The sequence below is a fragment of the Paraburkholderia azotifigens genome, assembly GCF_007995085.1.
Classification (GTDB): domain Bacteria; phylum Pseudomonadota; class Gammaproteobacteria; order Burkholderiales; family Burkholderiaceae; genus Paraburkholderia; species Paraburkholderia azotifigens.
Genome location: NZ_VOQS01000001.1, coordinates 2535404 through 2556924 on the forward strand (window position 1 = coordinate 2535404; position 21521 = coordinate 2556924).

Consider the following 21521-nt stretch of genomic DNA (forward strand, 5'->3'; position numbering starts at 1 on the left):
AACCGAATAATTCCCTGCAAAACCAGGGGTCTGCGTAAACGATAACCACGCGGATAGGCCGTGCATCGCGAGCCTGAACCTGGGAGAACGATTCTCAGAACTGCCGGGGCCTCGCGGGTTATCAAGAATCGGCGCACATATCGTCCCCTGTCTTATCCCGTGGTTATCCACAGATTGCATTGGATAACTTAGCTGTACGATTTGCGGCTCTCGCATAGAATGTCGTTTTTCGTCGTTGCGGCCTGCCAGGGACCACGTCGACGGGTGGCTCGAAAGAGCAGGGATCGCAACACACACGGAGCGTTTGCAACGCCTGTGTAACCGGCCGGAACAGGTCGGCATCACAGGAAATTTTTGAGATAGTAGGATTCGGCGAGCCGGTTTGTCCGGCGAAGCTTCCCCCACAGACTGCCGGCGCGCGGGCATCGGATATCGGGTGTCGACGGGTGACGGCATGCTGTCAACAACGAACGAAAGACTATGAGCGAAGGCGTATACGGAGAGCAGGCAACCGGGCGGGTGACCCACAGCCTGCTGCGACTCAGCACGGCCATGCGAAGCCAGGCATGGGAATGGGCGGAAGGCGCGGGCCTGACGCCGACCCAGGGCGAAATTCTCGTGCTGCTGATGCAGCGCAAGGGGCCGATGCGTCTCGGCGAAATCGCCCGCGAAACCGCGCTGACAGCCGCGACCACGAGCGATGCCGTGAGCACGCTGGAAAGCAAGGGTCTGGTGGAAAAGCGCCGAGCGCTCGACGACGGCCGCGCGCTCGCCGTGCGTCTGACGGCACGCGGCCGCACGGCTGCGAAGCGCGCCGCGCAATGGCCGGACTTCCTCGCGAAGGCGGTCGGCACGCTGCGCGACGAAGAGCAGTCGATTTTCTATCGCACGCTGCTGAAGACCGTGCGTCAGCTCGAAGTGCAAGGTCATATTCCGCCGCACCGGATGTGCGTGACGTGCACACATTTCGAGCCGAGCAAGAACCCGAAGAAAACGCCGCATCGCTGCATGCTGCTCGACCTGTCGATGTCGGATACCGATCTGCGTCTGGATTGCTCGGTGCACGAAACGGCCGACGCCGCCACGCAGAAAAAGACCTGGAAGATCTTCGCGCAGCAAGCCTGAGTCGGCTAAACTGCGGAGCCGGCCGCCGCTCGCGGGTGTTCGCGTGCGGCGCCGGGTGAACTTGCGCCGTCTTGCGCATCGGCAGACGGCGTGTCTTCCAGCACGCCTTTCGCGTGTCCAGTCAACCTGACGGTGGGATTCGCCGATGCTTCACGAAGTTCTGGCCATACGCCACGTGCACTTCGAGGATCTGGGGAGTCTCGAACGGGTGCTCGGCGAACGCGGGCGTCCCGTGCGTTATCTCGACGTGGGCTTTGCGCGCATCGAAGCGCCCAACCCGGTGATGCCGTCGCTGATGGTGATTCTCGGCGGGCCGATCAGCGCCTACGACGACGACCGCTATCCGACCATCACGCCGCTCGTCGCGATGATCGAAAAACGCATTGCCGCCGGCCTGCCTACGCTGGGCATCTGTCTCGGCGCGCAGCTGATCGCGCGCGTGCTGGGCGCAAAAGTCTATCCCTCCCGGCAAACCGAAATCGGCTGGACACCGTTGACGCTCACCGATGCCGGCAAGCAGTCACCGCTGCGTCATCTGGACGCGGCGCACACGTCGATGCTTCATTGGCACGGCGATACATTCGATCTTCCGCAAGGCGCCGTGCATCTCGCGTCCACGCCCGCCTGTGAGAATCAGGCGTTCGCGTGGGGCAAGCATGTGCTCGGCCTGCAATGCCACCCGGAAATCCGCACCGACCGCTTCGAGCCCTGGCTGATCGGCAATGCCGGCGAGATCGACGGTCACGGCATCGACGTGCGTACCCTGCGCGCCGATACCGCGAAACACGGGCCGAAGCTCGAAATCGCCGCTACCGCCATGTTCGGCGAGTGGCTCGATCAAGTGGCTGCGCAATCCTGAACGTTCCGAATGAGTGAAGTGGAGCACCGCATTTTTACCGTCGATGCCGTGCTGGCCGGCAAGGTCGCGCGGCTCGGCGATGAAGCCTTGAACAAGACGAGCGCGATCGCCAAGACGCCAGTCGACGGTCGCGTGTGGCTCGGCGAAACGGGACTCGAAAGTGATCAGCAGGCCGAACTCAAGGTACACGGCGGTCCGGAAAAAGCGCTGCACCACTATCCATTCGATCACTATGCGGCCTGGCGCAGAGAATGGCAGGCGGGCGTGTCCGGTCTCGCGAGACTCGACCAGGCGGGTGCTTTCGGCGAAAACATCAGCACGTCGGGATTGACGGAAACGGATGTGTGCGTCGGCGACGTCTACCGGATCGGCAGCGCGATCGTGCAGGTTTCGCAGCCGCGGCAGCCGTGCTGGAAGCTGAACCTGCGATTCGCGCGCGCGGACATGTCGCGCGCCGTGCAGAACTCGCGCCGCACAGGCTGGTATTACCGCGTGCTCGAAGCAGGGGAGATCGGTGCGGGCGATACGATCGAGCGGCTTGCGCGTCCGCACGGGCAGTGGAGTGTCGAGCGGCTGCTGCGCGTGCTGTATGTCGATCGCGACGATCGGCAGGCACTCGAAAGCATGACGCAGCTCGACACGCTGTCGCCGTCGTGGCGCAAGACGGCGACGAAGCGGCTGGAGAGCGGCGAAATCGAATCGTGGTCGAAGCGTCTCGACGGACCGGCCAGCGCGAGCCAGATCGGCGCCTGAAGAACCCGCCGGGCCGTCTGCAGCAAATCAGACCCGATGCTATGCTCGATCGCTCTTGAGTTTCGATGAGCATCTCTCCAACCATGAGCGCACTTTTCACTCCGCTCACGCTGCGCAGCGTGACGCTCCCGAACCGCATCGTCGTGTCGCCGATGTGTCAATACTCCGCCGAACGTGGCGAAGCGACGGCCTGGCACATGATCCACCTCGGCCATCTCGCGCTGTCGGGCGCGGGTATGCTGTGCATCGAAGCGACGGCTGTCGAACCCGATGGCCGCATCACACCCGCCGATCTCGGTTTGTGGGACGACGTGACGGAAGAAGCGCTGAAACCCGTGATCGCCGCGATCCGCAAGTATTCAAAGGTGCACATCGCGATGCAGTTGTCGCACGCGGGACGCAAGGCATCGAGCAACGTGCCGTGGAAAGGCGGTCAACTGATTCCCGTCGCCGACGGCGGATGGTTGCCGCATGCGCCGTCGGCGCTGCCGCACAAGGAAGGCGAAGAAGCGCCGCTCGCGCTCGACAACGCGGGTCTCAACCGGATTCGCGAAGCGTTCGCAGCGACGGCGCGCCGTGCCGCGCGCCTCGGCATCGATGCGCTCGAAGTGCACGCCGCGCATGGTTATCTACTGCATCAATTCCTGTCGCCGCTCGCGAACCAGCGTTCGGACGAATACGGCGGCTCGCTCTGCAACCGCATGCGTTTCCCGCTCGAAATCTTCGATATCGTGCGCGCGGCCTTTCCCGCCGACAAACCTGTCGGCGTGCGCGTGTCGGCTGTCGACTGGGTCGAAGGCGGCATCACGATCGAGGACACCATCGCGTTCGCGCAGGAGCTGAAGAAGCGCGGTTGCGACTGGGTCGACGTGTCGTCGGGTGGCGTGTCGCCTTTGCAGAAGATCCCCGTCGAGCCCGGCTATCAGGTGCCGTTCGCGAAGGCGGTCAGAGAAGCGACGGGTCTGACGACGGTGGCCGTCGGTCTGATCACGGACCCGGAGCACGCGAACCAGCTGATCGAAGGGGGCGACGCCGATCTCGTCGCGATGGCGCGCGCGATGCTCTACGATCCGCGCTGGCCGTGGCACGCGGCCGCGAAGCTGGGCGCGACGGTCGAAGCGCCGCCGCAATACTGGCGCTCGCAGCCGCGTGAGCAGAAGGCGCTGTTCGGCGACATTTCGTTCGGTCAGCGCTGACGCTGCGCGTTCCACCGTCGATGCAGATCATGCACCGCGCGCAATGCGATGTGGATCTGCACGTCTGACGGTTGAACGAAACTGCATCATCCGTGTACGATTTCGGTTGTGACGTTGCATGCGTCACATGTCGACGCGGCGCCAGCAAGGCGCCGCGTTTGCTATCCGCGTCAGAAAAGCCTGGCATCTACGGACCTGGCGCGAAGCGCGGAAGCATCGGCGAACAAGAGTCTGTTCATCCACCGTTCTACAAGGATTGATTCAATGAGTTCACGCAGGATCGCTGTGCGTCAATCGGGCGTGCACGGCAAAGGCGTGTTTGCACTCGAACCGATCGCAGCCGGCGAGCGGCTGATCGAATACAAGGGCGAACGGATTTCGTGGAAAGAAGCGCTGCGACGGCACCCCCATAATCCGGACGAACCGAATCACACGTTCTACTTCGCGCTCGACAGCGGCGACGTGATCGACGGCAAGATCAAGGGCAACAGCGCGCGCTGGATCAACCACTCGTGCGCGCCGAATTGCGAAGCGGAAGAGATCGACGGCCACGTCTATATCGACGCGCTGCGCGATATCGACGCCGGGGAAGAGCTGTTCTACGACTACGGGCTCGTAATCGACGCGCGTCAGACGAAGAAACTGAAGAAGGAATACGAATGCCGCTGCGGCGCGCGCAAGTGCCGCGGCACGATGCTCGCGCGGCCGGACAAGAAAGACGAGAAGAAATCGAAGAAGAAGAAGTGATCCAAGCGTGCTGTCACGTACGTGGCAGCACGCTCATCGATTGATCAACTTCAGGGATCGACCGGCGCATGCGCCGGTTTTTTTGTTTCGCGAACCTGCTCGGGTTCGCGCAGCACGGCGCCCGTCGCGACGGGCAGCCGCACGATAAAGCGTGCACCGCCTTCGATGGCATCTTCGTAATGCACGCTGCCGCGATGCAGCGCCATGATGTCGTGCACGATCGCAAGGCCGAGACCTGCGCCGCCGTCGACGCCGCTGTCGCTTTGCCCCTGGCCGTCGCCACGGAAGAAGCGCTTGAACAGTTCAGACTGCTGTTTCGGCGGCACGCCGGGGCCGTTATCCTCGACGGCGACCTCCGCCATCGCGATGCCATCCACGACCACTTGCGCGACCGTCATCGTGATGCGCGCGCCGTTCATGCGCGACGGCGGCACGTATTTGAGCGCGTTATCGAGCAGATTCGCGATCACTTCGCGCAGCAGCACCGGGTTGCCGCGCGCGATCAACGGATGATCGTTGGACGGATCGTCGAGCCGCTGGAAGCCGAGATCGACGTGTGCGGCAAGCGCGCGCGGCACCCATTCGGCGCCCGTGTCGAACGCGAGCGACGCGACATCCAGATTCACGAAACGCGCGGCCTGTTCGCCTGGCTCGGCGCGCGCGAGCGACAGCAGCTGGTTCGACAGACGCACCGCGCGGTCGGCGGCCGCGCGCAGTTCCTTGACGGCCGCGAGCGTCTGCTGCGGATCGCGCGCGATGGCCGCCTGCTCTGCGTGAAGCTTGATCGCGGTGAGCGGCGTGCGCAGTTGATGCGCGGCATCGGCGATGAATTTGCGCTGGGCGTCGAGCGCTGATTTCAGACGGTCGAGCAGGCCGTTCAGCGCGCCCGTCAACGGACGGATTTCCACGGGGACGAAAGTTTCGTCGACAGGTTCCAGCGATGTGTGCGTTTGGCGGTTCAGCGAATCGGCGAGATCGGTCAGCGGATTCAGCTGCTGGTTCACGACGCGCCACACGATCACCCAGCCCGCGAGCAGCAACAGCAGCAGGGGCATCATGATCGCGACCAGAAACTCGGCGGCGATGCGGAAGCGGTGATGCACGGGCTGGCCGACTTCGATGACGACGGGATTGCCCGTCGGCTGATCGACGCGCACCTGCGCGACGCGCACAGCCGTGCCTTCGTGCTGTGTCTCGAACACATACGCGTAGTGCATGCGCCGCACGTTCGTGCCTTGCAGCGGCAGCTTCGGATCGCCGGCAATTTCAGTTTCGCCGTTGCTGATGCGGTAGACCAGCTGTTCGACGGGATCGGAGAACATCGCCTGCGCGAGCGGCGGAACGGTGATAGGGGCCTCGGGGCCGGCGATCTGGATCTGCTTCGAAATGGCGGTAGCGAGATCGGCGAGCGAACGGTCGACCACGTGCTGCGTGTATTGCCACGCGAGCCAGTACGCGATGAGGCCGCTCATCAGCGCGAGCAGCGAAAGGGGTGCGGCGAGCCGGCGCAGCAACTGGCGGCGCAGGCTATTCGCGGCCGGATAGTTCATGGTCGAACCCGCGATAAAAGACCGACGCCGGCGATGACGACTGCGTCAGTACACATTCGGAATGCGGTTCAGATTGCAGTTCAGACGGCGGTTTTCGGCCGGGCTGAATGACACAGGCGGCCGCCGCGCATACGCCGATGCGCTTGCGGCCGCCCGTCGAACGACCCGGACGCCGTCAGACCACAACGGTCTCGACGACCATTATGACGCCTGGCGGATTTCCTGGAGCAGATAGCCGAAGCCGCGCACCGTGACGATTTCGACGCGGCAGTTTTCGAGCTTCTTGCGCACGCGGTGCACATAGACTTCGATCGCGGTATCGCCGAGATCGCCGCCGAAGTGCGTCAGGTGATCCTGCAGTTGCGCCTTGCTGACCACGCGGCCGTGGCGCAGCAGCAGCATTTCGAGCACCGCGAATTCGCGCGGCGACAGTTCGAGCGGCTTGTCGTCGTTGAAGATGCGACGATCGACGCCCGACAGGCGCACGCCGCCCAGCGACACTTCCGGACGCGGCATGTCGCCGTGCGGTCCGCTGCGACGCATCACGGCGCGGATACGCGCTTCGAGTTCGGCGGGTTCGAACGGCTTCAGCATGTAGTCGTCCGCACCGGAATTGAGGCCTTGCACACGGTCATTCAGTTCATCGCGCGCGGTCAGCACGATCACGGGCGTATGACGGTTGCTCTGGCGGAAACGCGAGAGCAACGTCATGCCGTCGATACCGGGCAGGCCGAGATCGAGGATCACGAGTTCGTGGCGGTTTTGCGTGAGGGCCTGTTCGGCGAAGATGCCGTCGTGGACCATGTCGACCGTGAAGCCGGCTTGTTCGAGACTGCTTTGGATGCCGCGTGCGATGGGGCGGTCATCTTCGATCAGAAGGAGTCGCATGGATTTCGCTCAAGTACAATAGGTTTAGGCAAGGGGCACGCGGTTCGCCGGGGCGCCTGCTGCACAGAATGCCGTGCGGCGTGCCGTTCGATGCGGCCATCAACAGACCAGCGAGCCATGTCCGATATTACGATCTACGAACTGGAAGCCGCGATCAATTTCTGGCGTACCCGCTCGCCTTCGAGCGGCGACGAACTCGTTCTGTGCAAGGAGGCAAGCGCGCTCTCCGCGCCGTATGCGCTGATGATTGTACAGCGACAGACCGCGCTGCCGCAGGAAGGATTGGACGAGATTGCCCGCGCCGCGTGGGATTCTTACGTGTCCCTTAAAAATGGCCTAATGAAGTGAAGGTTTGGTGGCCTGATTACCTGCAATACGCTTTCAGAACGGGTTTTCGTCTGAGTTTTTAGCCTGATCGGGTTTCTCCCGATCATCCGTTCACGTTACTTCGCCGCGGTGATTTCATCGATAAAACGCGCGAGGCGAATATCGCGCTCGGTGACTCCGTTCGCATCGTGCGTCGATAGCGTGATCTCGACGTTGCTGTAGACGTTGAACCATTCCGGGTGATGGTCCATTTCCTGAGCCTTGATGGCGACGCGCGTCATGAAGCCGAATGCTTCGTTGAAGTCGGCGAATTTGAATTGCCGCTTGATGGCGTCGCGGCCCTCGACGTTTTGCCAACCGTTCAGTTGCGCGACTTGCTGCGTGCGTTCTTCCGAAGAGAGTTTCTGGATCATCGTGTCACCCTTAAAAGCGGCGCGCGGCCGCGCCGATGCCACATGCATGGACGCTCCGCGCGCATGCGGACTGGTTCTATTTTTTCACGGTTGAAAAGCTGCTGCAGGGTGCCACGTCAGACGTCGCCGTCCGTCGCCCAGCCTTCGCCCGTGCCGCGCGTAATGACGATGTCGGTATCGCGCACATCGCCTGCAGCGTACGGCTTTGCGGCCGCAAGCTTATTCAGCAGCGGCGCGAAATCGGTGCGCGCGACATCGAACAGCTGCGAGAAATCGTCGATCACAAAGTAGGTCTTCTGGAACGTGTCGATCCGGTATTGCGTCTGCATCACACGCTCGAGATCGAACGCGATGCGGTTCGGTGCGTCGCTCAGCTGGCTATAGAGCGTTTCTCCCTTGCTCGACACGATCCCCGCGCCGTAGATCTGCACGCCGTTCGGACTCGCATCGTCGCGGATCATGCCGAATTCGACTGTGTACCAGTAGAGGCGCGCGAGCAGCGGCAAGGCGTTCGCATCGTGCGCGGCGAGCGCAGCACGGCCATATGCGTGCATGTAGTCGGCGAACACGGGATTGATCAGCAGCGGCACGTGGCCGTACAGATCGTGGAAACAGTCGGGCTCCTGCAGATAGTCGAGCTGATCCGGGCGACGCATCCACCATGTCACGGGAAATCGACGGTTCGCGAGATGCCCGAAGAACACCTGATCGGGCACGAGCCCCGGCACAGCGACGATGTGCCACCCGGTCGCGGGCGTCAATTGCGCGTTGATTGCGTGGAACGAAGGCACGCTTTCCGGTGACAGATCGAGCCGCGCGACGCCTTCCAGAAACGCATCGCAGACACGCCCCTTCAGCAGTGCCGTCTGCCGCGTATAGAGCTGTTTCCACACCGCATGATCGACCGCGCCATAGCGATGCATCGGCTGGTCGATGGTGAAATCGGCGCGGGTTTCGAGACCGGCGTCAAATTGCTCCTTGAGCTTCGCGGTGTTCGGGACGGCCATGACCTGCTGGATAAAAAGGGGAACGTGCAAGTCTAGAGCAGAGAAGGCGCGCAAAGGGCGCAAGTTTTCCGAAACGCACGGCTTGAATGCGATAATTGCGCATCAAAAGGCAAATGCATGCGGAGAATTCACATGGTAGAACTCGACCACTTCGACCTCGCGCTTCTCGACGTCCTGCAGCGCTTCGGGCGCGCGACGCACCAGCAGCTCGGCGAGCAGGTGCCGCTGTCGCCGTCGCAGATCGGGCGGCGCCTGCAGCGGCTGGAGGCAATCGGTGTGGTCGACGGTTATCGCGTCGTGCTGCGGCCCGAAAAACTCGGGCTCGGCGTGATGGCGTTCACGAGTCTGAAACTGAAGCACCACGGCGATTCGATCATCGAGCAGTTTCAGCAGCAGATCGACGTGCTACCGGAAGTGCTGGAATGTCATGCGGTAGTGGGCGACGCCGATTATCTGCTGCGCATCGTGGCGCCGGATCTGAACGCGCTGTCGTCGTTCGTGATGAAGAAACTGATGCGGGTGCCGGGCGTCGACAGTGTGCGCTCGAACATCGTGCTGACGACGTTCAAGCGCAACGGCCCGCTGCCGCTCGGTCAACTGACGCCGGGCGCGCCGGCTGTCTGACCGCGTGGCGCGTGATGAATCACGCGGCCTTCAACGGTTCCTGATTCAGCATATCCACATACGCGACCGCGACGAGATCCGATTCCGCCACGCCGAGTTTTGCGAACATGTCATGCGCCTCGGCTTCGCCGCCCGCTTCGTCGTCATCCTGCGCGAGCACGACTTCGAGCTCGACGAAATCGCCGAGACCGTCGACGCGATCCAGATGAATTCGCGTGCGCCCGACGATATACACATGACGTTCCTTCGTGACGATGCCGCGCGTCGTGAGCGCGGTCGCGAGCAGCGAGTGCATTGCTTCGGGGTTCGTCACCGGGCTGCGCGTGTAGTACGACGCCTTCGGGCCGTCGCGGTCGTCGCGCTGATAGAAGATCAGTTCGGCCGGCGTGCCGTCGTCGAACTGGCGCAGCTTTAGACGTCCGCGCGGCAGTCGTAGAAGAAGTCCTGCTGGCGGAAGATCAACGGAGCGTCAGGCGAAAGGGCGGCAGCGCGCTCGCGAAGCTGCTCGAACTGCTGCGCGCGGGCTTTGATTTCGATGTTGCGTGCCATGTGAAGCTCCTGTCGAAAGATGAACGTGGGCGGCGCTGACGACGACGCGACGGGCGTCGCTGGCCTGCGTGCGCAAGCCGCTCGTCAGAGACCGAAGGGCATACGGAATACAACGGAGGAAATCGGGCAAAGCGTCAATCTAGCAAAAAGCCCGTGACGATGTGGTTAAAGGCCACGGCGTGCGAAGGGGACAAAAAACGGGTGCAAAACGGGCTGCGTCATGAGGCCGGCTCATATCGCGCGAGACACCTCGACGCCAATCACGTCGACCATTGCAACTCGATCAGCTTCAACGCCGCAGCGATGGCCGGTTCATCCTTGTGCGAGGCGAGCGTGATGAACGTCAGCTCCGTCGGCACCGTCACGTCTTCGACGATCGTCAGCGCGTGCGCGTGCGCTTCGGCGAGCGCAATCGAATCGCGCGCGAGCGTGAGCCCGATGCCGGATTTGACGAGATCGAGCATCGACGGTTCCTGATCCACTTCGGCGACCTTGATGGGCTTGACGCCGGCATCGGCGAAACGGCGTGTCAGCAAGCGGTTGTGCGCGGAAGCGGGCGGCGTCCAGATCCACGGAAACGAAGCGAGCGCGCGCCAGTCGCGTACGCCCTTCATGCGGTCTTTCCAGCCGGGCGGCGCCAGCACGCGATATTGAAAGTGCGTGAGCGTGACGGCATGAAAGATCGGCGCATCGCGCGTTTCGTCGTCATCGGGCTGGCCGATGTAATAGCCGACGTCCAGCTCGCCCGCGCGCACCTGATCGCGCACCCATCCCGACATGCCGTGGCGAAGCTGCGTTTCGACATGCGGCCATGTTTCGACCAGCTGCTTCAGGAAGCCGCCGAGCCGCAGGAATGTCGGATCGAGAATCGTACCGATGCGCAGACGCCCGCGCACTTCCTGGCGCAGCGTGGCCGCCGCGCGCTCGACATCGCCTGCAGCTGCCAGCGCGCGTTCGGCGTGAGGCAACAGCGCCTGTCCGTCGCGCGTCAGTGAGAGGCCGTGCGACGTGCGCGTGAAGAGCGTCACGCCGAGCGCAGTCTGCAGGTTCTTGATCTGCAGACTCACGGCGGGCTGGGTCAGATGCAATTGCGCTGCGGCACGCGTCAGGTTGCCTTCGCGTGCGACCGTCGCAAATGCGCGGAGCAGGGTGAGATCCATCCGCTGATATTAACGCGCCTTATATCGCATTTGAGCATTACTCATTGGATTTGCTGCGCGCCTCGCGATTACGCTAGGCAACATCATGCAAAGGCGTGATGCATTGCGCTGCAGCATCGACCATCACAAAGTCCTACTCCAGGAGAGATCATGAGCGAGACAGATCAAGGCAAGGTGCGCGCGCTGACCCACGCGATCAACGGCCGTCCCGTCGATGGCACGAGCCAGCGTTTCGGCGACGTCTTCAATCCGGCGACGGGCGACGTCACTTCGCGCGTGCCGCTTGCAAGCGTTGCCGAGGTCGATGCGGCCGTTGCCGCCGCGAAGGACGCGTTTCCTGCATGGAGCGAAACGGCGCCGATCAAGCGCGCGCGCGTGCTGTTCAAGTTCAAGGAACTGCTCGACCGTCACCACGATGAACTTGCCGAACTGATCACGCGCGAGCACGGCAAGGTGTTTTCCGATGCGAAGGGCGAAGTGATGCGCGGCATCGAGATCGTCGAATTCGCATGCGGCATTCCGAATCTGTTGAAGACGGACTTCACCGATCAGATCGGCGGCGGCATCGACAACTGGAATCTGCGTCAGCCCCTCGGCGTCGTCGCGGGCATCACGCCGTTCAACTTCCCGATGATGGTGCCGTGCTGGATGTTTCCGGTTGCGATCGCATGCGGCAACACGTTTGTGTTGAAGCCGTCGGAGCGCGATCCGTCGGCGTCCGTGCGTCTCGCGGAACTATTGAAGGAAGCGGGTTTGCCTGACGGCGTGTTCAACGTCGTGCATGGCGACAAGGTGGCCGTCGATGCGCTGCTCGCGCATCCTGACGTGAGCGCATTGTCGTTCGTCGGCTCGACGCCGATTGCCGAATACATCTACACGGAAGGCACGAAACACGGCAAGCGCGTGCAGGCGCTGGGCGGTGCGAAGAATCATCTCGTTGTAATGCCGGATGCCGATCTCGATCAGGCCGTCGATGCGTTGATCGGCGCGGCCTATGGCTCGGCGGGCGAACGTTGCATGGCTATCTCCGTGGCGGTGGCCGTCGGTCATATCGCCGACGAACTGATCGAACGGCTCACGCCGCGCGTGAAGTCGCTGAAGATCATGAATGGCATGGAAGGCGAAGCGGAAATGGGTCCGCTCGTGACGGCTGCGCATCGCGAGAAAGTGTCGGGCTATATCGAAGCAGGCGTCGATGCGGGTGCGAAGCTGGTCGTGGATGGGCGCGGCCATCAGGTGGCCGGTCACGAGAAGGGCTTCTTCCTCGGCGGCACCTTGTTCGACGATGTGAAGACCGACATGAAGATCTATCGCGAAGAGATCTTCGGGCCCGTGCTGTGCGTGGTGCGCGTGCCCGATTTCGCTTCCGCTGTCGAACTGATCAACAAGAACGAGTTTGCGAACGGCGTGTCGCTGTTCACATCGGATGGCGGTGTCGCGCGTGCGTTCTCGCGTCAGATTCAGATCGGCATGGTCGGTATCAACGTGCCGATTCCGGTGCCGATGGCGTGGCATTCGTTCGGCGGCTGGAAGAAGTCGCTGTTCGGCGATCATCACGCGTATGGCGAAGAAGGCGTGCGCTTCTATACGCGCTACAAGAGCGTGATGCAGCGTTGGCCGGACAGCATTGCGAAGGGCGCGGAATTTACGATGCCGGTTGCGAAGTAGCGCAATTCAAAACAACGATAGAGGCACGGCATTGGTTTCGTTTCATATCCATGCCGTGCGCCTCGAGCAGTAGCAGACCACACGCACAAAGCGCGATCAGATGCCGTGCACGGTGGCCATGCGAAGGAGACGCGCGTGAGCACGACAGCAAGAAAACTCGAAGGCGAATTCGACTACATCATCATTGGTGCGGGCACGGCGGGTTGCGTGCTGGCGAATCGCCTGACGGAAGATCCCGACGTGACCGTGCTGCTGCTCGAAGCAGGCGGCAAAGACGATTATCACTGGATACATGTGCCCGTCGGCTACCTCTATTGCATCGGCAATCCGCGCACCGACTGGCTCTATAAAACACAGGCAGAACCCGGACTCAACGGACGCGCGCTGTCGTATCCGCGCGGCCGCGTGTTGGGCGGCTGTTCGTCGATCAACGGCATGATCTACATGCGCGGACAGCGCGAAGACTACGACGAATGGGCGCGCGTCACAAACGATGCATCGTGGTCGTGGGACGCCGTGCTGCCTGTCTTCAAACGCAGCGAAGATCATCACGGCGGCGCGAATGAATATCACGGCGCGGGCGGTCAATGGCGCGTGGAAAAGCAGCGCCTCAAATGGAAGATTCTTGAGACGTTCGCCGAAGCCGCGACGGAAACCGGCATTCCCGCTACCGACGACTTCAATCGCGGCGACAACACGGGCGTCGGTTACTTCGACGTGAACCAGAAGCGCGGCATTCGCTGGAATGCATCGAAGGCGTTTCTGCGGCCCGCGCTACAGCGGCCGAATCTGACCGTCATCACGGGCGCTCATACGCAGCGCGTTGTATTCGAAGGCATGCGCTGCGTCGGCGTCGAATATCGTGGCGACAACGAGTACATCGCGAAGGCGCGTATCGAAGTGATCATGAGTTCGGGCGCGGTGAATTCGCCGCAATTGCTCGAACTGTCGGGCATCGGTAACGGCGCGCGACTGCAGGATCTCGGCATTGAAGTCGTCAAGGATTTGCGCGGCGTCGGTGAAAATCTGCAGGATCATTTGCAGTTGCGCATGGCCTATAAGGTGCACGGCGTACGCACGTTGAACACGGCGTCCGCACACTGGTGGGGCAAGATGATGATCGGCCTGCAGTATCTGCTGATGCAGAGCGGGCCGATGTCGATGTCGCCGTCGCAACTGGGTGCGTTCGCGAGGTCCGACATGAACGACAGATCGTTGACGCGGCCCGATCTCGAGTATCACGTGCAACCCCTGTCGCTCGACAAATTCGGCGAACCATTGCATCGCTTCAATGCATTCACGGCATCTGTGTGTCATTTGCGTCCGACGTCGCGCGGCAGCGTGCATATCGAGTCGCGCGATCCGCACGCAGCGCCGTTGATTGCGCCCAACTATCTGTCGACGGAATACGACCGCCATGTGGCTGCGAATGCGCTGCGTCTCACGCGGCGCATTGCAGCCGCGCCTGCGTTGAAACGCTACCGGCCTGAAGAGATCCTGCCGGGTATCCAGTTTCAGACTGAGGAAGAGTTGCGGCTCGCGGCGGGCAACGTGGGCACGACTATCTTCCATCCTGTGGGCACGTGCCGCATGGGCACGGCGGACGATCCGGGCGCCGTCGTCGACAGCCGCTTGCGCGTGATGGGCGTCGAAGGTCTGCGTATCGTCGACGCGTCGGTGATGCCGACCATCACGTCAGGCAATACGAACTCGCCGACGCTGATGATTGCCGAGCGCGCGAGCGACATGATTCGCGCCGACCGTCGCGCGCGTGCAGACAGTCTCTCAATCGAGACACGCGTCGCATCGTCAATGTCGGTTGCATGACACGCAACGTTTAACGTTTTGCACGGCGAAGGTCGCATCAAACACTAAGTGCAAATCCCAATGATTGCGCTGCATCATTGGCGCGACAATGGCAGCCATGCTGCGTGGTGCGGCATGGATTACCGTCCTCATTGGTGCACCACGCCACGATTGGCACGGGGGTGTCATCGCCAATAACAGTCGCGCCGAATCTGCGCGGAACAGAACGCGGTAGTGCTTCGCCTTACTTCGCATGGAAGGGAACATGATTCTCGGCGATACGATACTCGAGACGCGCGGGCTCACACGTGAGTTCAAGGGTTTTACCGCAGTCAATGGTGTGAACCTGCGCGTGAAGCGCGGTTCGATCCATGCGCTCATCGGTCCCAACGGCGCAGGCAAGACCACCTGCTTCAATCTGCTCACCAAATTTCTCGTGCCCACTGCGGGTCAGATCGTCTTTAACGGCGTCGACATCACGAACGAGCGTCCCGCGCAGATCGCGCGTCGCGGCATCATCCGTTCGTTCCAGATTTCTGCTGTGTTTCCGCATCTGACGGCATTGCAGAACGTTCGCATCGGTTTGCAACGTCAGCTCGGCACTGCGTTTCACTTCTGGAGAAGCGAGCGCTCGTTGCATCAACTCGATGACCGCGCAATCGATCTGCTGACGCAAGTCGGCCTGACCGATTTCGCCGATGTGCCCGCCGTCGAACTGTCGTACGGCCGCAAGCGCGCGCTCGAGATCGCGACGACGCTTGGCATGGAACCCGAACTCATGCTGCTCGACGAACCGACGCAAGGCATGGGACATGAAGACGTCGACCGCGTGACCGCGCTGATCAAAAAAGTATCGGCCGGCCGCACGATCCTGATGGTCGAACACAACATGAATGTGATTGCCGGCATCTCCGACACGATTACCGTCCTGCAACGCGGCGAGGTGCTCGCCGAAGGCACGTACGCGGAAGTCTCGAAGAACCCGCTCGTCATGCAGGCCTATATGGGCAGTGCGGACGCGGCGCTTGCCGGAGCGCATGCATGAGCACAGTGAGCGAACAGGAAAACGCATCGGTCAGTGTCGTGAGCGGCGAACCCGCGCTGGAGATCGCTGGCCTGCAAGCGTGGTACGGCGAATCGCACATCCTGCATGGCGTCGATCTGACCGTGAGCCGCGGCGAAGTCGTCACGCTGCTCGGCCGCAATGGTGCGGGCCGCACGACGACGTTGCGCGCGATCATGGGCTTGACGGGGCGTCGCACTGGGTCGATTCGCGTCGGGGGACGCGAGACCATCGGCATGGCGACGCATCGGATCGCACACTGCGGTGTCGGTTATTGCCCGGAGGAGCGCGGCATTTTTTCGAGCCTGTCGTGCGAAGAAAATCTGTTGCTGCCGCCGCCCGTCGGCGACAAGTCGTTGATGATGTCGATCGACGAGATCTACCAGATGTTTCCCAATCTCCAGGAACGGCGCATGAGCCAGGGCACGCGTCTGTCGGGCGGCGAGCAGCAGATGCTGGCCGTCGCGCGCATTCTGCGTACGGGCGCGAACCTGCTGTTGCTCGATGAGATTTCCGAAGGTCTTGCGCCTGTGATCGTGCAGGCGCTCGCGCGCATGATCGTGACGCTGAAAGCCCGCGGCTACACGATCGTCATGGTCGAACAGAACTTCCGCTTTGCCGCGCCGCTCGCCGATCGTTTCTATGTGATGGAGCATGGGCGCATCGTCGAGCATTTCGGCGCGAAGGAGCTCGAAAGCAAAATGCCGGTGCTGCACGATTTGCTCGGAGTATGAGCCGGGGAGTGCGGACCTGATTGCCTCTGACAACCACAACGCAGAACGAAGGAGACAGTAATGAAAAGGAAGACACTCGCGCGGTTCACGTCAATCTGTTTTGCGGCGGCAGCAGGCGTCGCGTTGACGGCGGGCAGCGCGCGGGCTGCCGACGATGCAGTGAAGATCGGTTTCATCACCGACATGTCGGGTCTTTATGCCGACATCGACGGGCAGGGCGGTCTCGAAGCGATCCGCATGGCAGTGGCCGATTTCGGCGGCAAGGTGAACGGCAAGCCGATCCAGGTCGTCTATGCGGACCACCAGAACAAGGCCGATATCGCAGCGTCGCGCGCGCGTGAATGGTTCGACCGCGACGGCGTCGACATGCTGGTGGGCGGCACGAATTCGGCCACGGGCCTGTCGATGAACCAGGTCGCGGGCGAAAAGCACAAGGTCTATATCAGCATCGGCGCAGGCGCCGATACGCTGACCAACGAGCAATGCACGCCGTACACGATCCACTACGCGTACGACACGACGGCGCTCGCCAAAGGCACCGGTTCGGCCGTGACGAAGCAGGGCGGCAAGACGTGGTACTTCCTGACGGCTGACTACGCGTTCGGCAAGGCGCTGGAAAAGAACACCGCCGACGTCGTCAAGGCGAACGGCGGCCAGGTGCTCGGCGAAGTGCGTCACCCGCTGTCGGCATCGGACTTCTCGTCGTTCCTGTTGCAGGCGCAAGCATCGAAGGCGCAGATTCTCGGCCTCGCGAACGCAGGCGGCGACACGATCAACGCGATCAAGGCCGCCAAGGAATTCGGCGTCACGAAGACGATGAAGCTCGCGGCACTGCTCGTCTTCATCAACGACATCCACAGTCTCGGCCTCGAGACGACGCAGAACCTCGTGCTGACGGACAGCTGGTACTGGAACAAGGACGCGACGACGCGCAAGTGGGCGCAGCGCTACTTTGACAAGATGAAGAAGATGCCGTCGAGCCTGCAGGCCGCCGACTACTCGGCCACGATGACTTACCTGAATGCCGTGAAGGCGGTCGGTTCGACGGATTCCGACAAGGTGATGGCGCAACTGAAGAAGCAGAAGATCGACGACTTCTTTGCGAAGGGCTACATCCGTCAGGACGGCAGCATGATCCACGACATGTACCTGATGCAGGTGAAGACGCCCGCCGAGTCGAAAGAGCCGTGGGACTACTACAAGATCACCGCCACGATTCCGGGCGAGCAGGCGTTCACGACCAAGCAGGAAACGCGCTGCGCGCTGTGGAAATAAGCGGCGCCGAGGATCGCCTGCTGGTTCACCGGATGTAGAGACAGCGGGCGTCGATGTTCTGCGTGCTGGACGTGTCGGATCTTCAGCTCATTGAAGATCCGGCGCGTGCATGCCGCTTTCACTTTGACGACGGCTTCAATGGATATCTTTGGCGTTCCGCTACCGGCGATGCTCAGCCAGTTGCTGCTCGGTCTCGTAAACGGTTCGTTCTACGCGATCCTGAGTCTTGGGCTGGCCGTGATCTTCGGTCTGCTCAACGTGATCAACTTCGCGCACGGCGCGTTGTTCATGCTGGGTGCGATGCTCACGTGGATGGGCCTGTCGTATTTCAGTCTGCCGTACTGGGTGATGCTGGTGCTCGCGCCGATCCTTGTCGGGCTGTTCGGCATCGTGATCGAACGCTCGATGCTGCGCTGGCTGTACAAGCTCGATCACCTCTATGGCCTGTTGCTCACGTTCGGGCTCACGCTCGTCGTCGAAGGCGTGTTCCGTTCGATCTACGGTTCGTCGGGCCAACCGTATGACGTGCCGTCGGCGTTGTCGGGCGCGACCAATCTCGGCTTCATGTTCCTGCCGAACTATCGCGCGTGGGTGGTCGTCGCATCGCTGATCGTCTGCTTCGCGACGTGGTTCGTCATCGAGAAGACGCGTCTTGGCGCGTATCTGCGCGCAGGCACGGAGAACCCGAAGCTCGTCGAGGCGTTCGGCGTGAACGTGCCGATGATGGTCACGCTCACGTACGGCTTCGGCGTGGCGCTGGCGGCGTTTGCGGGTGTGCTCGCCGCGCCCGTGATCCAGGTGTCGCCGCTGATGGGCCAACCGATGATCATTACCGTGTTCGCGGTCGTTGTGATCGGCGGCATGGGCTCGATCATGGGCTCGATTCTCACGGGCCTGCTGCTCGGCGTGATCGAAGGATTCACGCGCGTGTTCTATCCGGAAGCCTCCGCGACCGTGGTCTTCGTGATCATGGCGCTCGTGTTGCTCGTGCGTCCGGCGGGTCTCTTCGGCAAGGAAAAATGATGCAGAGAAAAGCGCTCTACGTTCTGCTGCTGCTCGCGCTCATCGTTGCGCCGTTCGCCGGTGCGTACCCTGTGTTCGTGATGAAGGTGCTGTGCTTCGCACTGTTCGCGGCCGCGTTCAATCTGTTGATCGGCTATACGGGCCTGCTGTCGTTCGGTCACGCGATGTTTCTCGCATCGGCCGGCTACGTCACCGGCTACGCGATTCAGACACTCTCGCTGTCGCCCGAACTCGGCGTTGTTGCCGGGACGGTTGCGGCGACGGTGCTTGGCCTCGTCGTGGGACTGTTTGCGATCCGCAGACAGGGCATCTACTTCGCGATGGTGACGCTCGCGCTCGCGCAGATGGTCTATTTCGTGTTTCTGCAGGCGCCGTTCACGCATGGCGAGGATGGCCTGCAAGGTGTGCCGCGCGGCAAGCTGTTCGGTGTGTTGAGTCTCTCGTCGGACCTGACGCTGTACTTCGTCGTGCTCGCGGTGATGGTGCTCGCGTTTCTGCTGATCGTGCGGATCGTGCATTCGCCGTTCGGGCAAGTGCTGATCGCGATCAAGGAAAGCGAGCCGCGTGCGATCTCGCTCGGCTACGATACGAACCGCTTCAAGCTGCTCGCGTTCGTTCTGTCGGCGGGTCTGGCGGGCCTTGCCGGGTCGCTCAAGGTGCTCGTGCTGGGCTTCGAGACGCTCGGCGATGCGTACTGGACGATGTCGGGTCTCGTCGTGCTGATGACGCTGGTAGGCGGCATGGGCACGCTGTTCGGTCCGCTGCTCGGCGCAGCGCTGATCGTCGCGCTCGAGGACCGGCTCGGCGATATCGGCAGCGGGCTTGCGTCGGTGACAGGCTTGGAGTGGTTCCGCTCGCTCGGCGAGTCCGCGACGATCGTGACGGGCCTCATTTTCATCGCATGCGTGCTGGCGTTCAGGCGCGGCATCGTCGGGGAGATCGTGCAGCGGGTCAAACCGCTGCGCGCCTGAGGGAAAACGTAACTGGTTCGCGATCCGAAGTAACGGCTTGCTGCTACGAAATGAGGCGAACACGGAGCGAAACTACAAGAACGCGCCCCAATTTTGTGCGGCACTGCACCACTAGGGTAAATGCTAGTTGCCCGTAAAGCTGCCCCCGTTTAATCTTCACACAGTTCTGATGCACCGAATTTTGCAGGTGGAGAACGAGGAGACATGAGGCACAAAAGTGCCCATACAAAAGCGCTGTTGGATTAGATCCAACAGCGCTTTTTACTTTTCTGTTCCGTCTATGCTCTCAGCGTTCATCTCTCGCCGCGCCGCGTTGTAAATCTGACGCTTTTCCTCTCGCTGCACACAGCGTTTTCCCCAAAGATTCAAAGCCTTCAAAGCGCTTGCCGCGCGCGGTATGCGTCCGCTACACTCGCCATTCGCCGACCATCGGGTCGGCGTTTGGAAAACTCGAATCAATTCGAATATCGGGGCAGAGGAGCGGAATGAAGTCGGCATTGCGGTGGATCAGCGCGGCACTGGTCGCGACGGGCGTGTGCGCAGCGTATGGCGGCGCGGCATTCGCGGACGTGAAAATCGGCATGACGGTGTCGGCTACGGGCCCAGCGGCCTCGCTCGGCATTCCGGAGAAGAACACCAGTGCGCTACTGCCGAAGGAAATCGCGGGCCAGAAAATCGACTACATCGTGCTCGACGATGCAACGGATTCGACACAAGCCGTCAAGAACGCACGCAAGCTCACCAGCGAAGATCACGTCGACGCACTGATCGGTTCGACCGTCGTGCCGAACTCGCTCGCCATGATCGACATCGCCAATGAAACGCAGACCCCGATGATCTCGATGGCCGCGGCGGCTTCGATTGTCGAGCCGATGGATGCGAAGCGTTCGTGGGTCTTCAAAACGCCGCAGAACGACATCCTGATGGCGACGGCCATCGCGCAGCACATGTCCAATCATGGCGTGAAGACGGTGGCCTTCATCGGCTTCTCGGATGCATACGGGGAGAGCTGGTTCAAGGAGTTCGGCAAGGCCGCCGATCTCAAGAAGATCAAGGTCGTCGCGAACGAACGTTTCGCGCGCAACGATGCGTCGGTGACGGGCCAGGTGCTGAAGATGATGTCGCAGAACCCGGATGCCGTGCTGATCGCCGGCGCGGGTACGCCGGCCGCGCTGCCGGAAAAGACGCTGCGTGAGCGCGGCTACAAGGGCAAGTACTATCAGACGCACGGCGTCGCGAACAACGACTTCCTGCGTGTGTGCGGCAAGGATTGCGAAGGCACGTATCTGCCCGCTGGACCGCTGCTCGTCGCGGATCAGCTGCCCGATGCGAATCCTGTGAAGAAGGCGTCGCTTGCGTACAAGCGCGCTTATGAAGGTGCGAATGGCGCGGGTTCGATCTCGACGTTCGGCGGCCACGCGTGGGACGCCGGCCTGCTGCTTCAGCATGCCATTCCCATTGCTTTGAAGAAGGGCCAACCCGGCACGCCGCAATTCCGCGAAGCACTGCGCGCAGCGCTCGAAGATACGAAAGATCTGCCGGGCTCGCACGGCATCTTCAACATGAGCGCGAACGATCACGCGGGCCTCGATCAGCGGGCGCGCGTGATGGTGCAAATCGTCGACGGCAAATGGAAGCTTGCTTCCGATTAAGCGAGGCGAATTAACGCATTCGAATTAACAAAAAAGACGCGGGCAGTTGACGCGTCTTTTTTATTGCACGCGAGATGTTTGAATAAGGTCGCAGAAGGGAGATCGCTAAAGCGGTAGAGCCTGCGTTTCAT

General features: G+C 61.8%; 20 protein-coding genes and 1 pseudogene. 15 read left to right on the top strand and 6 right to left on the bottom strand.

The genetic code is table 11. From position 1 onward, the window contains the following. Positions 1 to 480: 480 nt before the first annotated feature. The 5 genes from FRZ40_RS11260 to FRZ40_RS11280 all read left to right on the top strand — a co-directional run bounded on the left by FRZ40_RS11260 (position 481) and on the right by FRZ40_RS11280 (position 4680). Positions 481 to 1125, top strand: a complete 645-nt coding sequence (locus tag FRZ40_RS11260) for a MarR family winged helix-turn-helix transcriptional regulator (protein WP_028363966.1) — start codon at positions 481 to 483, stop codon at positions 1123 to 1125. A 145-nt stretch (positions 1126 to 1270) separates the two neighbouring features. After that, entirely contained in the window at positions 1271 to 1984 is a 714-nt protein-coding gene (locus FRZ40_RS11265; protein WP_147234149.1) for a glutamine amidotransferase, read from the top strand. A 9-nt stretch (positions 1985 to 1993) separates the two neighbouring features. Continuing rightward, positions 1994 to 2737, top strand: coding sequence for an MOSC domain-containing protein (locus tag FRZ40_RS11270; protein ID WP_147234150.1), 744 nt, complete (start codon positions 1994 to 1996; stop codon positions 2735 to 2737). A gap of 83 nt (positions 2738 to 2820) precedes the next feature. Beyond that, positions 2821 to 3933, top strand: a complete 1113-nt coding sequence (locus FRZ40_RS11275) for an NADH:flavin oxidoreductase/NADH oxidase (RefSeq protein ID WP_147234151.1) — start codon at positions 2821 to 2823, stop codon at positions 3931 to 3933. Between the two features lie 264 nt (positions 3934 to 4197). Continuing rightward, positions 4198 to 4680: an SET domain-containing protein gene (locus FRZ40_RS11280; protein WP_028363969.1), complete on the top strand. Its 483-nt coding sequence runs from the start codon at positions 4198 to 4200 to the stop codon at positions 4678 to 4680. Positions 4681 to 4730: 50 nt separating this feature from the next. Here FRZ40_RS11280 and FRZ40_RS11285 read toward each other — a convergent pair whose 3' ends face one another. After that, positions 4731 to 6230: a sensor histidine kinase gene (locus FRZ40_RS11285; RefSeq protein WP_028363970.1), complete on the bottom strand. Its 1500-nt coding sequence runs from the start codon at positions 6228 to 6230 to the stop codon at positions 4731 to 4733. A 201-nt stretch (positions 6231 to 6431) separates the two neighbouring features. Next, positions 6432 to 7118 carry a response regulator transcription factor gene (locus tag FRZ40_RS11290; protein WP_007581727.1) on the bottom strand — a complete coding sequence of 229 codons (687 nt, stop codon included), beginning with the start codon at positions 7116 to 7118 and terminating at the stop codon, positions 6432 to 6434. A gap of 117 nt (positions 7119 to 7235) precedes the next feature. Between FRZ40_RS11290 and FRZ40_RS11295 the strand changes: the two genes are divergently transcribed. After that, positions 7236 to 7466, top strand: a complete 231-nt coding sequence (locus tag FRZ40_RS11295; protein ID WP_147234152.1) for a DUF3717 domain-containing protein — start codon at positions 7236 to 7238, stop codon at positions 7464 to 7466. Positions 7467 to 7561: 95 nt separating this feature from the next. On the opposite strand, the gene FRZ40_RS11300 is transcribed toward FRZ40_RS11295, so the two are convergent. Beyond that, positions 7562 to 7858 carry a 4a-hydroxytetrahydrobiopterin dehydratase gene (locus FRZ40_RS11300; RefSeq protein WP_147234153.1) on the bottom strand — a complete coding sequence of 99 codons (297 nt, stop codon included), beginning with the start codon at positions 7856 to 7858 and terminating at the stop codon, positions 7562 to 7564. Between the two features lie 116 nt (positions 7859 to 7974). After that, a complete protein-coding gene (phhA, locus tag FRZ40_RS11305) occupies positions 7975 to 8865 on the bottom strand; it encodes a phenylalanine 4-monooxygenase (RefSeq protein WP_147234154.1) in 891 nt (296 codons plus the stop codon). Between the two features lie 132 nt (positions 8866 to 8997). On the opposite strand from phhA, the gene FRZ40_RS11310 reads away from it, so the two are divergent. Then, positions 8998 to 9489, top strand: a complete 492-nt coding sequence (locus FRZ40_RS11310) for an Lrp/AsnC family transcriptional regulator (protein WP_147234155.1) — start codon at positions 8998 to 9000, stop codon at positions 9487 to 9489. A 19-nt stretch (positions 9490 to 9508) separates the two neighbouring features. Here FRZ40_RS11310 and FRZ40_RS11315 read toward each other — a convergent pair. Together FRZ40_RS11315 and FRZ40_RS11320 are read right to left on the bottom strand one after the other, a co-directional pair. Continuing rightward, positions 9509 to 10038: pseudogene (locus FRZ40_RS11315) on the bottom strand (class IV adenylate cyclase). A gap of 260 nt (positions 10039 to 10298) precedes the next feature. Further along, positions 10299 to 11198 (bottom strand): LysR family transcriptional regulator, encoded by a 900-nt coding sequence (locus FRZ40_RS11320; RefSeq protein ID WP_028363976.1) that lies wholly within the window; start codon positions 11196 to 11198, stop codon positions 10299 to 10301. Positions 11199 to 11348: 150 nt separating this feature from the next. Between FRZ40_RS11320 and FRZ40_RS11325 the strand changes: the two genes are divergently transcribed. The 8 genes from FRZ40_RS11325 (at position 11349) to FRZ40_RS11360 (ending at position 21390) form a co-directional block, all read left to right on the top strand. Beyond that, on the top strand, positions 11349 to 12866 hold the full coding sequence (locus FRZ40_RS11325; RefSeq protein ID WP_147234156.1) for a CoA-acylating methylmalonate-semialdehyde dehydrogenase: 1518 nt from the start codon (positions 11349 to 11351) through the stop codon (positions 12864 to 12866). A gap of 135 nt (positions 12867 to 13001) precedes the next feature. After that, positions 13002 to 14693: a GMC family oxidoreductase gene (locus tag FRZ40_RS11330; RefSeq protein ID WP_147234157.1), complete on the top strand. Its 1692-nt coding sequence runs from the start codon at positions 13002 to 13004 to the stop codon at positions 14691 to 14693. 244 nt (positions 14694 to 14937) lie between these two features. After that, positions 14938 to 15717: an ABC transporter ATP-binding protein gene (locus tag FRZ40_RS11335; RefSeq protein WP_028363979.1), complete on the top strand. Its 780-nt coding sequence runs from the start codon at positions 14938 to 14940 to the stop codon at positions 15715 to 15717. Then, complete coding sequence (locus tag FRZ40_RS11340; RefSeq protein WP_028363980.1) at positions 15714 to 16469, top strand: ABC transporter ATP-binding protein; 756 nt, start codon at positions 15714 to 15716, stop codon at positions 16467 to 16469. The genes FRZ40_RS11335 and FRZ40_RS11340 overlap by 4 nt, the downstream gene beginning before the upstream one ends. A gap of 60 nt (positions 16470 to 16529) precedes the next feature. Continuing rightward, entirely contained in the window at positions 16530 to 17744 is a 1215-nt protein-coding gene (locus FRZ40_RS11345) for an ABC transporter substrate-binding protein (protein ID WP_147234158.1), read from the top strand. Positions 17745 to 17882: 138 nt separating this feature from the next. Then, positions 17883 to 18767 carry a branched-chain amino acid ABC transporter permease gene (locus FRZ40_RS11350; protein ID WP_028363982.1) on the top strand — a complete coding sequence of 295 codons (885 nt, stop codon included), beginning with the start codon at positions 17883 to 17885 and terminating at the stop codon, positions 18765 to 18767. Then, positions 18767 to 19738, top strand: coding sequence for a branched-chain amino acid ABC transporter permease (locus FRZ40_RS11355; RefSeq protein ID WP_028363983.1), 972 nt, complete (start codon positions 18767 to 18769; stop codon positions 19736 to 19738). The genes FRZ40_RS11350 and FRZ40_RS11355 overlap by 1 nt, the downstream gene beginning before the upstream one ends. A 485-nt stretch (positions 19739 to 20223) precedes the next feature. Beyond that, entirely contained in the window at positions 20224 to 21390 is a 1167-nt protein-coding gene (locus FRZ40_RS11360) for an ABC transporter substrate-binding protein (protein ID WP_147234160.1), read from the top strand. Positions 21391 to 21521: the final 131 nt, after the last annotated feature.

Coding starts and splice junctions, on each gene's coding strand:
- FRZ40_RS11350 (WP_028363982.1), top strand. CDS start 17,883: ATGGATATCTTTGGCGTTCCGCTACCGGCGATGCTCAGCCAGTTGCTG.
- FRZ40_RS11360 (WP_147234160.1), top strand. CDS start 20,224: ATGAAGTCGGCATTGCGGTGGATCAGCGCGGCACTGGTCGCGACGGGC.
- FRZ40_RS11265 (WP_147234149.1), top strand. CDS start 1,271: ATGCTTCACGAAGTTCTGGCCATACGCCACGTGCACTTCGAGGATCTG.
- FRZ40_RS11295 (WP_147234152.1), top strand. CDS start 7,236: ATGTCCGATATTACGATCTACGAACTGGAAGCCGCGATCAATTTCTGG.
- FRZ40_RS11320 (WP_028363976.1), bottom strand. CDS start 11,198: ATGGATCTCACCCTGCTCCGCGCATTTGCGACGGTCGCACGCGAAGGC.
- phhA (WP_147234154.1), bottom strand. CDS start 8,865: ATGGCCGTCCCGAACACCGCGAAGCTCAAGGAGCAATTTGACGCCGGT.
- FRZ40_RS11275 (WP_147234151.1), top strand. CDS start 2,821: ATGAGCGCACTTTTCACTCCGCTCACGCTGCGCAGCGTGACGCTCCCG.
- FRZ40_RS11260 (WP_028363966.1), top strand. CDS start 481: ATGAGCGAAGGCGTATACGGAGAGCAGGCAACCGGGCGGGTGACCCAC.
- FRZ40_RS11300 (WP_147234153.1), bottom strand. CDS start 7,858: ATGATCCAGAAACTCTCTTCGGAAGAACGCACGCAGCAAGTCGCGCAA.
- FRZ40_RS11325 (WP_147234156.1), top strand. CDS start 11,349: ATGAGCGAGACAGATCAAGGCAAGGTGCGCGCGCTGACCCACGCGATC.
- FRZ40_RS11335 (WP_028363979.1), top strand. CDS start 14,938: ATGATTCTCGGCGATACGATACTCGAGACGCGCGGGCTCACACGTGAG.
- FRZ40_RS11355 (WP_028363983.1), top strand. CDS start 18,767: ATGCAGAGAAAAGCGCTCTACGTTCTGCTGCTGCTCGCGCTCATCGTT.
- FRZ40_RS11345 (WP_147234158.1), top strand. CDS start 16,530: ATGAAAAGGAAGACACTCGCGCGGTTCACGTCAATCTGTTTTGCGGCG.
- FRZ40_RS11340 (WP_028363980.1), top strand. CDS start 15,714: ATGAGCACAGTGAGCGAACAGGAAAACGCATCGGTCAGTGTCGTGAGC.
- FRZ40_RS11280 (WP_028363969.1), top strand. CDS start 4,198: ATGAGTTCACGCAGGATCGCTGTGCGTCAATCGGGCGTGCACGGCAAA.
- FRZ40_RS11310 (WP_147234155.1), top strand. CDS start 8,998: ATGGTAGAACTCGACCACTTCGACCTCGCGCTTCTCGACGTCCTGCAG.
- FRZ40_RS11270 (WP_147234150.1), top strand. CDS start 1,994: ATGAGTGAAGTGGAGCACCGCATTTTTACCGTCGATGCCGTGCTGGCC.
- FRZ40_RS11290 (WP_007581727.1), bottom strand. CDS start 7,118: ATGCGACTCCTTCTGATCGAAGATGACCGCCCCATCGCACGCGGCATC.
- FRZ40_RS11285 (WP_028363970.1), bottom strand. CDS start 6,230: ATGAACTATCCGGCCGCGAATAGCCTGCGCCGCCAGTTGCTGCGCCGG.